Below are 6,542 nucleotides of genomic sequence, written 5' to 3' on the forward strand. Positions count from 1 at the left end.
CCGGAGACGGCGAACGGGCTGGTGGAGGCCACTTCGGCCGACTGGTGGTTCTACCCGCACCCGGCGCAGCGCCGGATCGCGTTCCGGCGGTGGAGGCCCGGCCCGGTGCGGGTCACGGGCGGGCCGGGAACGGGGAAGACGACGGTGGCCTTGCACCGCGCGGTCGCCCTGGCCCGGCGGGAACCGGAGGCCCGGGTGCTGTTGACCGCGCCGGACGAGCGGCGGGCCGACGTGCTGCGGACCAGGTTGGCGGGTCTCGTCGAGGCGCCGGTGGCGCGCCGCGTCGAGGTGTGCGACGTCGGGGAGCTGGCGCGGCGGGTGCGGGCCGAGGCCTCCGACGGCCGCCCGTTCGGGGTCGAACGGGCGGAGACCGAGGAGTGGGTGGCCGTCCTCCAGCAGTCGGTGGAGCTGTCGGCGCGCGAGCGGGCCCTGCTCACTCCCGCCTTCCTCACCGCCGAGTACCGGGAGGTGCTCGGCGGACGTGGACTGGTCGACCTCGGCGGCTACCTCGCGGCGGACCGGAGTGACCGGTCCGTGGCGCTGGCTCCGGCGGAGCGGGCGACCGTGTGGCGGCTGGCCGGACGCTTTGAAGCCCGGTTGCGGGAACGGCAGGTGCTGACGGGTTCGGTCATCGCCCGCTCGGCGGCGGACCTGGCCGAGCGGGCGGCGCGGGAGGCCGACGCCCCGAGGGTCACCCGCTACCACCACCTGGTCGTGGATGACGCGCAGGACCTCGACCCGACCCACTGGCGGTTGTTGCGCGCCCTCGTTCCCGCCGGGCCCGACGACGTCCTGCTCTGCGTGGACGCCTCGCAGCGGGCGACCACGGGGGAGGAGGCGCCCGGTGTTCCTGAGGAGGGGGAGGTGGTCGAGCTGGTCCACGAGCGACGAGCCACCCTCGAACTGGTTCGGGCCCGTACCGAGCTCTTCGCTGACCTCGTCGACGCGGCCGGCGCGAGCGGCCCCCGAGCGGAACGACGTGGTCCGGCGGCGTCGTTCCTCCCCTTCGAGACCGAGGAGAAGGAGCGACGTGGGGTCGTCGAGCTCGTCCGGGCCTGGCGGGCCCGGCACGGGGCGGACGGGGGCACCGCCGTGCTCGCGACCACCGGGCGCGAGGCGGACGTCCTGCTCCGCCGGTTGGGTACGGCGGGCCTGGGTGGTGTGCGGCTTGGTGAGGTCGCCCAGGCGGGGGCCGTGTCGGTGTGGGTGGGCACGCTCGACGAGGCGGTCGGGTGCGCGTTCCGGCGGGTGGTCGTGGTGGGAGCGGACGCGGAACGGCTACCGGCGCGACGTTGGGCGGAGCAGGAACCGGCCGGGTTCGGGAGGCTGCTGGAGCGGCGCGAACGGCGGCTCCTCCACCTCGCCTGCGCTCGCGCGGCGGACCAGCTCGTGATCACCTGGACGGGCGAACCGTCCCGGTTCCTGACCCGGCCGGCGGGGGTGGACTGAGCTTCTCGGCCCGCTGGGGGTCGCCATCGCCATGGCGGGTCAGAGCGCGCCACCGGCGGCTTCCGGCGCGGTGGGGTCGGAGCCACCGTCCCCGACGGTCTCCCGGGCGAGGAAGTTCTCCACCTCGAACAGGTTGCCCTGGGCGCGGCGCACGACGTTGAGCAACGTCGACATCTGCGCCACCTCCTCGACCTGCTCCTTGAGGAACCACTGCATGAACTGTTCGCCGAGGTAGTCGTCCTCCGCCCTGGCGGCCTTGGCCAGCGTGACGATTTCCTCGGTCACCCCACGTTCCTGTTCGAGGGCCAGGGCGATGAGTTCCTCGACCTCCCCGAATTCGTTGCGCACCTCGTCGACACCGGGAATGGCGGCGTCGAGGTCGTTGTCGAGGAGGTAGCGCACGATCATCATCGCGTGGTTCCGCTCCTCCAGTGCCTGCCGGTAGAAGTGCCTGGCCAGTTGGGGGAGGTCGTGGGAGTCGAACCAGACCGCCACCGCCACGTACTGCTGGGAGGCGGTGAACTCGTTGCGGACCTGGGCCCGTAGCAACGAGTGGAACTTCGACTCGGCGTCGTGGATCTTCTTCGTGGAAAGGGACATGTTTTCAGCATAGGGGATGGTTGAGTTCTGGACGACTTGCGGCGACGTTTCTCACGAAAGATTCCACGACCGCAGGTGAGGCTTTCTTTCCTTTGTTTTGCCTCATCTTCCTGAGGTTCGCTTTACCGAACCACCGCATTCCTGACCTGTCCTGGCGTGTCTCGCCCGTTCGGGGGAGATCTCGGCTACCCCGGGTCATCCTCGCAGGTGAGCGGTGGTTCTGGCCTGTGGATGAACGTTCGTGCTCGCTGCGGTGGCGCTGCCATGATCGCGGCGTCGGCAGCCCGGCCGGGCCAGGCGGTCGAGCCCGGTCGCCGCACCCGAAACCCCACCCACCACCAGGACGAGGAGTCGAAGGATGGAACGAACTCGCGCGCTGTCGGTCGTGCCGCTCGGGATGTTGGTCGTGTCGGCGCTGTTCGCGGCCGCCACGAACGCGTTCGCGGCCCCCGGATTCGGCGACTGGGTTCCGGCCGGGACCGGCGTGCACGGGCCCATCGCGTTCGCCGGAGTGGTGGGCATCGGCCACGGGGAGGCGGTCGCGGTCGGCGTCGACGACCAGGGCCCGGTCGCGCTGCACGAACGGGACGGCGTGTGGCGGGCACTGCGCCTGCCGGGACAGGCCGAACCCGTCGCTGTCGCCGGTCCCGCGCCGGACCAGGTCTGGGCGGTGGGGGGTGGGCTGGTGTGGCGGTTCGACGGCGCGCGGTGGGCCACCGAGGCCGTTCCCGCACCCGCCGCCGGAACGGCGGAACTGCTCGACGTCACGGTGGCGCCCTCGGGTGAGGTGTGGGCGGTCGGGGTGGTCCGGTCCCCGGGGGCGGGTGAACGCCCCCTGCTGCTGCACCGGTCGGCGACCGGGGGGCGGTGGCACGTCCAGGAGCCGCCGGTGGCCGGCCGGGCCCGGCTGACCGCCGCGCACGCGCGGAACGGGTCGGACGTGTGGGTGGTCGGGGAGCGGCCCGGCCTGGACGTCCCGGTGGTCCTGCGGTGGGACGGCCGCTCCTGGGCGGAACACGCGGGGCCGGCCGGCGAGGGCGGTTCGGTCACGCTCCTCGACGTCGTCGGGGTCGGTGATCGCGAGGCGTGGGCGGTGGGCCGGGCCGTGGCGCACGACGGCGACGGCGAGCCGCGCCCGTTCCTGGCGGAATGGGACGGCCGGCAGTGGTCGGTGCCGGACACGCCGATCGCCGAGGCAGAGCTGTGCGCCGTGACCGTCTACCGGAGCGAGCCGGTGGCCGTGGGCCGCACCGCCGGCGGCGGACCGTACCTGCTGAGGCGGAGCGACCGGCACTGGCAGCCGTGGCGGGTGACGGGCCTGGACGACCTGGCCCTGGTCGACGTCGACGCCGCGCACGGATCGGTCCTGTGGACGGTGGGGGCACCGACGGCCCCCGGTGCCGGGTCCGGAGCGGGTGGCTACCTCGGTTTCACGAGTCGCTAGGCCGGGGCAGGGCACGCGGTCGCACCCCACCGGCTCCCGGTGGCGGGACGGCCGACGGGAGGGCTGGCAGGTGGGGCGCTCGCGCCACCGCCCTCCCTGGTCGAGCTAGCCCGGCCCGAGCCGCCGGGAGCGCCCGTCAGCGGGTGCCAGGCCGCTCTCACGGTGCCCGGCGTCGTCTGAACCGGTCAGACCGGGTCGCGGACCAGCGGGCAGGACATGCAGCGCGGGCCGCCTCGGCCCGACCCGAGTTCGGAGCCCGAGATCCGCAGCACCTCGATGCCCTGGGCCTCCAACCTGGCGTTGGTCTCCACGTTGCGTTCGTAGGCCACCACCACTCCCGGTGCCAGCGCGAGCGTGTTGTTCCCGTCGTCCCACTGCTCCCGCTCCGCGGTCACCGGGTCGAGGCCGGTCTCGATGACGCGGAGGCGCTCGATCCCCATCGACTCGGCGGCGGCGGTCAGGAAGGGGGTCGGCCCGCCGATCCGGAGCGTTCCGTCCGACCGCGTCGTGATGGGGAAGGCGGTGAGGCTGTCCTGGACCGCCGGGTAGAGCACGACGGCGTCGGTGTCGACCATGGTGCACAGCGTGTCCAGGTGCATCCAGGCGCGCCGCTGTTCGATCGGCACCGCGAGGACGGTGTGCGCGAGGCCGTCCGCGAGCACCGAGCGGGCCAGGGACTCGGCTCCGGCCGGCGTGGTGCGTTCACCGACCCCGATGGCGAGCACCCCGGGAGCGAGCAGCAGCACGTCCCCGCCCTCGACCGGCGCCGAGTGCGCCCCGTAGGCGCGTCGGGCGCGGGTGAAGCGCGGGTGGAACGCGTAGATCAGGTCGGTCAGGGAGGTCTCCCGGCGACGGGCCGGCATGGTGAGCGAGGTGATGCCGACACGGTCCCCGATCCACACCGAGGAGTCCCTGGTGAACAGCAGGTTCGGCAGCGGGTCCACCGCGAAGTCGTGGGGGTGGCGCATCTTCCTGACGAGGGAGCCCCCCTCCGCGGCCGGCAGTTCCTCGAAGGTCATCCCCGCCGTGAGCACGGAGGCCAGGGTGGTGACGTCCGCGTCGCTGAGGTAGGCGCGCAGCACGTCGGCCAGGTCGAGGCCCAGCCGGTGCTCGTCGACGGCGGCCACCACGCCGGCCGCCCGCGCCCGGGGGTCGGCCAGGGCCTGGGACAGCAGGTCGGTGAGCAGGAGCACCTCGGCGCCCCGGGCCCGCAGGGTGTCGGCGAACGCGTCGTGTTCCTCCTGCGCCCGGTCGACCCAGGGGATGCCGTCGAAGAGCAGCCGATCGTTGTTGCGGGGGGTGAGGCGTTTCAGTTCCTCACCCGGCCGGTGGAGGAGGACCGAACGTAGTCCTCCCACCTCGGTGTGCACCGATCCGGCCGGCTCGGGTGCCTGTTGGTTGAGGGTCGCGGTCGCCGTCGCTTCCGATTCCACGCGTTCCAGCCTAGAGAAGGATCGGAAGAAAAGCTGGGTCGGACGGCGTTCGGGGAGGAATTCTGATCGTAATCAGTGGTTATGGACGTTGGTCGTTAAACAGAGTGTCCATCAGGGCGTGTGATCGTTGCGTCCATGGGTGCTTCCGCTACTGGTTGGCTCGGGGCGCGGAGGGTGGCGGGCGCCCACCGTTCCCCGGGTGCCCAGCGGAGTGAGGACTACGCCGCACCACCCCGCGAGGTCCACCCGGTAAGTCCTACGCTCTCCGATGTGAGAACCCATGAGCGGACCATCCTGAACGGCAGGGTGGTGATCGTGACCGGTGCTGGTAGGGGCATCGGCCGCGCCGAAGCACTGGAGTGCGGGAGACAGGGCGCCGCCGTCGTCGTCTCCGACCTGGACGAGGCGGTGTCCACCGAGGTCGTCGAGCTGATCAGGGCCGAGGGCGGCCGCGCGGTCGCCAGTGTCGGGGACGTCTCGGACACGATGGTCGCCGACGCCCTCGTCACCCGCGCCGTCGCCGAGTTCGGCCAGCTGGACGCGCTGGTCAACAACGCCGGTTTCGTCTCGGACCGCACCGTCGCGAAGATGTCGGACGACGAGTGGGACTCGGTGCTGCGGGTGCACCTGCGCGGCCACTTCACCTGCACGCGGGCCGCCTGCCGCTACTGGAAGGAGGCCGAGCGGTCGGGGCGCCTGGTGCACACCACCTCGGCCTCCGGGATCCTCGGGAACTTCGGCCAGAGCAACTACGGAACCGCGAAGGCGGGCATCGCGGCGTTCTCCACCATCGTCGCGATGGAGATGGCCCGCTACCAGGTCACGTCCAACGCCATCGCCCCCTCCGCGATCACCAGGCTCACCGAGGACCTGCTGCCCGACGAGGAGATGCGGGAACACGAACGCGCGGCGGAGGAACACGGCTTCGACTTCTTCGCGCCAGAGAACATCGCGCCCCTGGTCGCGTACCTGTGCTCGGCGGACTCCGGTCACATCAGCGGCAAGGTGTTCGGCGTGCAGGGTGACAGCATCGAGCTGTACCAGCCGTTCACCTCGGTCGCGGAGATCACCGCCGGCAACAGGCGTTGGCGACCCTCGGAGTTGGACGGCCGCATCGACGACCTCTTCAGCGACGCCTGCGTCCAGGCGGGCCCGGAGAACATGATGGCCAGGATGCGGTACGGCATCCTCAGCACCTGACATCGGATCTCCCCTGAGGGATGGCTCGACCCCGAACGAGCCGTCCGTCCGGGAGGACGGGGACGGGGACGTCGTGCCCCGATCCTCGACGACGCCTCCGTGACCCGGTCGCCGACCGCCACCGAGGTCGAGGCGGGGTGTCTCCGACCGCCCGCCGCGTGCCCGCCGCGCGGGAGCGCCGCCCCCGAACCCCGTCGTCCACGGGTGTCCCGCCTCCCGCAGCCCAGAGCGGACCGAGCCAGGGCGGGCGCGGGTGTCCACGCGTCCCGTGGCGGCCGTCCTCCTGCCGCGTCACGGCGGGCTCGGCCGGCAGGAGGTGTCGCGTCCGCTCTTGGTGGTCTTCCGCCGTCGGGTGGAGTTCTCCGAGGTCGTCCAGCGGCGGTGGTGCGGCACCACACGGATCGGCCGCTCCCGCC

Annotated in this window: 5 protein-coding genes; 3 read left to right on the forward strand and 2 right to left on the reverse strand. The window is 72.4% G+C overall.

From position 1 onward, the window contains the following. Positions 1-1,449, forward strand: a 1,449-nt coding sequence (locus ACTIDRAF_RS0221040) for an AAA family ATPase (protein WP_016700695.1), incomplete at its 5' end; no start/stop codon positions are given. Positions 1,450-1,488: 39 nt separating this feature from the next. Here the strand turns inward: ACTIDRAF_RS0221040 and ACTIDRAF_RS0221045 are convergent. Beyond that, positions 1,489-2,049 (reverse strand): ferritin, encoded by a 561-nt coding sequence (locus ACTIDRAF_RS0221045; protein WP_016700696.1) that lies wholly within the window; start codon positions 2,047-2,049, stop codon positions 1,489-1,491. Between the two features lie 358 nt (positions 2,050-2,407). Here ACTIDRAF_RS0221045 and ACTIDRAF_RS0221050 point away from each other — a divergent pair, with 358 nt between their 5' ends. Beyond that, positions 2,408-3,493 (forward strand): hypothetical protein, encoded by a 1,086-nt coding sequence (locus tag ACTIDRAF_RS0221050; RefSeq protein ID WP_016700697.1) that lies wholly within the window; start codon positions 2,408-2,410, stop codon positions 3,491-3,493. A gap of 185 nt (positions 3,494-3,678) precedes the next feature. On the opposite strand, the gene ACTIDRAF_RS0221055 is transcribed toward ACTIDRAF_RS0221050, so the two are convergent. After that, positions 3,679-4,863 carry an arginine deiminase gene (locus ACTIDRAF_RS0221055; RefSeq protein ID WP_026066347.1) on the reverse strand — a complete coding sequence of 395 codons (1,185 nt, stop codon included), beginning with the start codon at positions 4,861-4,863 and terminating at the stop codon, positions 3,679-3,681. Between the two features lie 333 nt (positions 4,864-5,196). Between ACTIDRAF_RS0221055 and ACTIDRAF_RS0221060 the strand changes: the two genes are divergently transcribed. Beyond that, positions 5,197-6,126 carry an SDR family NAD(P)-dependent oxidoreductase gene (locus ACTIDRAF_RS0221060; protein ID WP_016700699.1) on the forward strand — a complete coding sequence of 310 codons (930 nt, stop codon included), beginning with the start codon at positions 5,197-5,199 and terminating at the stop codon, positions 6,124-6,126. Positions 6,127-6,542: the final 416 nt, after the last annotated feature.

This window comes from Actinoalloteichus spitiensis RMV-1378, from assembly GCF_000239155.1.
Lineage (GTDB): Bacteria > Actinomycetota > Actinomycetes > Mycobacteriales > Pseudonocardiaceae > Actinoalloteichus_B > Actinoalloteichus_B spitiensis.

Excerpts from the sequence above, each read along its gene's own strand:
- ACTIDRAF_RS0221050 (WP_016700697.1), top strand. The coding sequence starts at position 2,408 with ATGGAACGAACTCGCGCGCTGTCGGTCGTGCCGCTCGGGATGTTGGTC.
- ACTIDRAF_RS0221045 (WP_016700696.1), bottom strand. The coding sequence starts at position 2,049 with ATGTCCCTTTCCACGAAGAAGATCCACGACGCCGAGTCGAAGTTCCAC.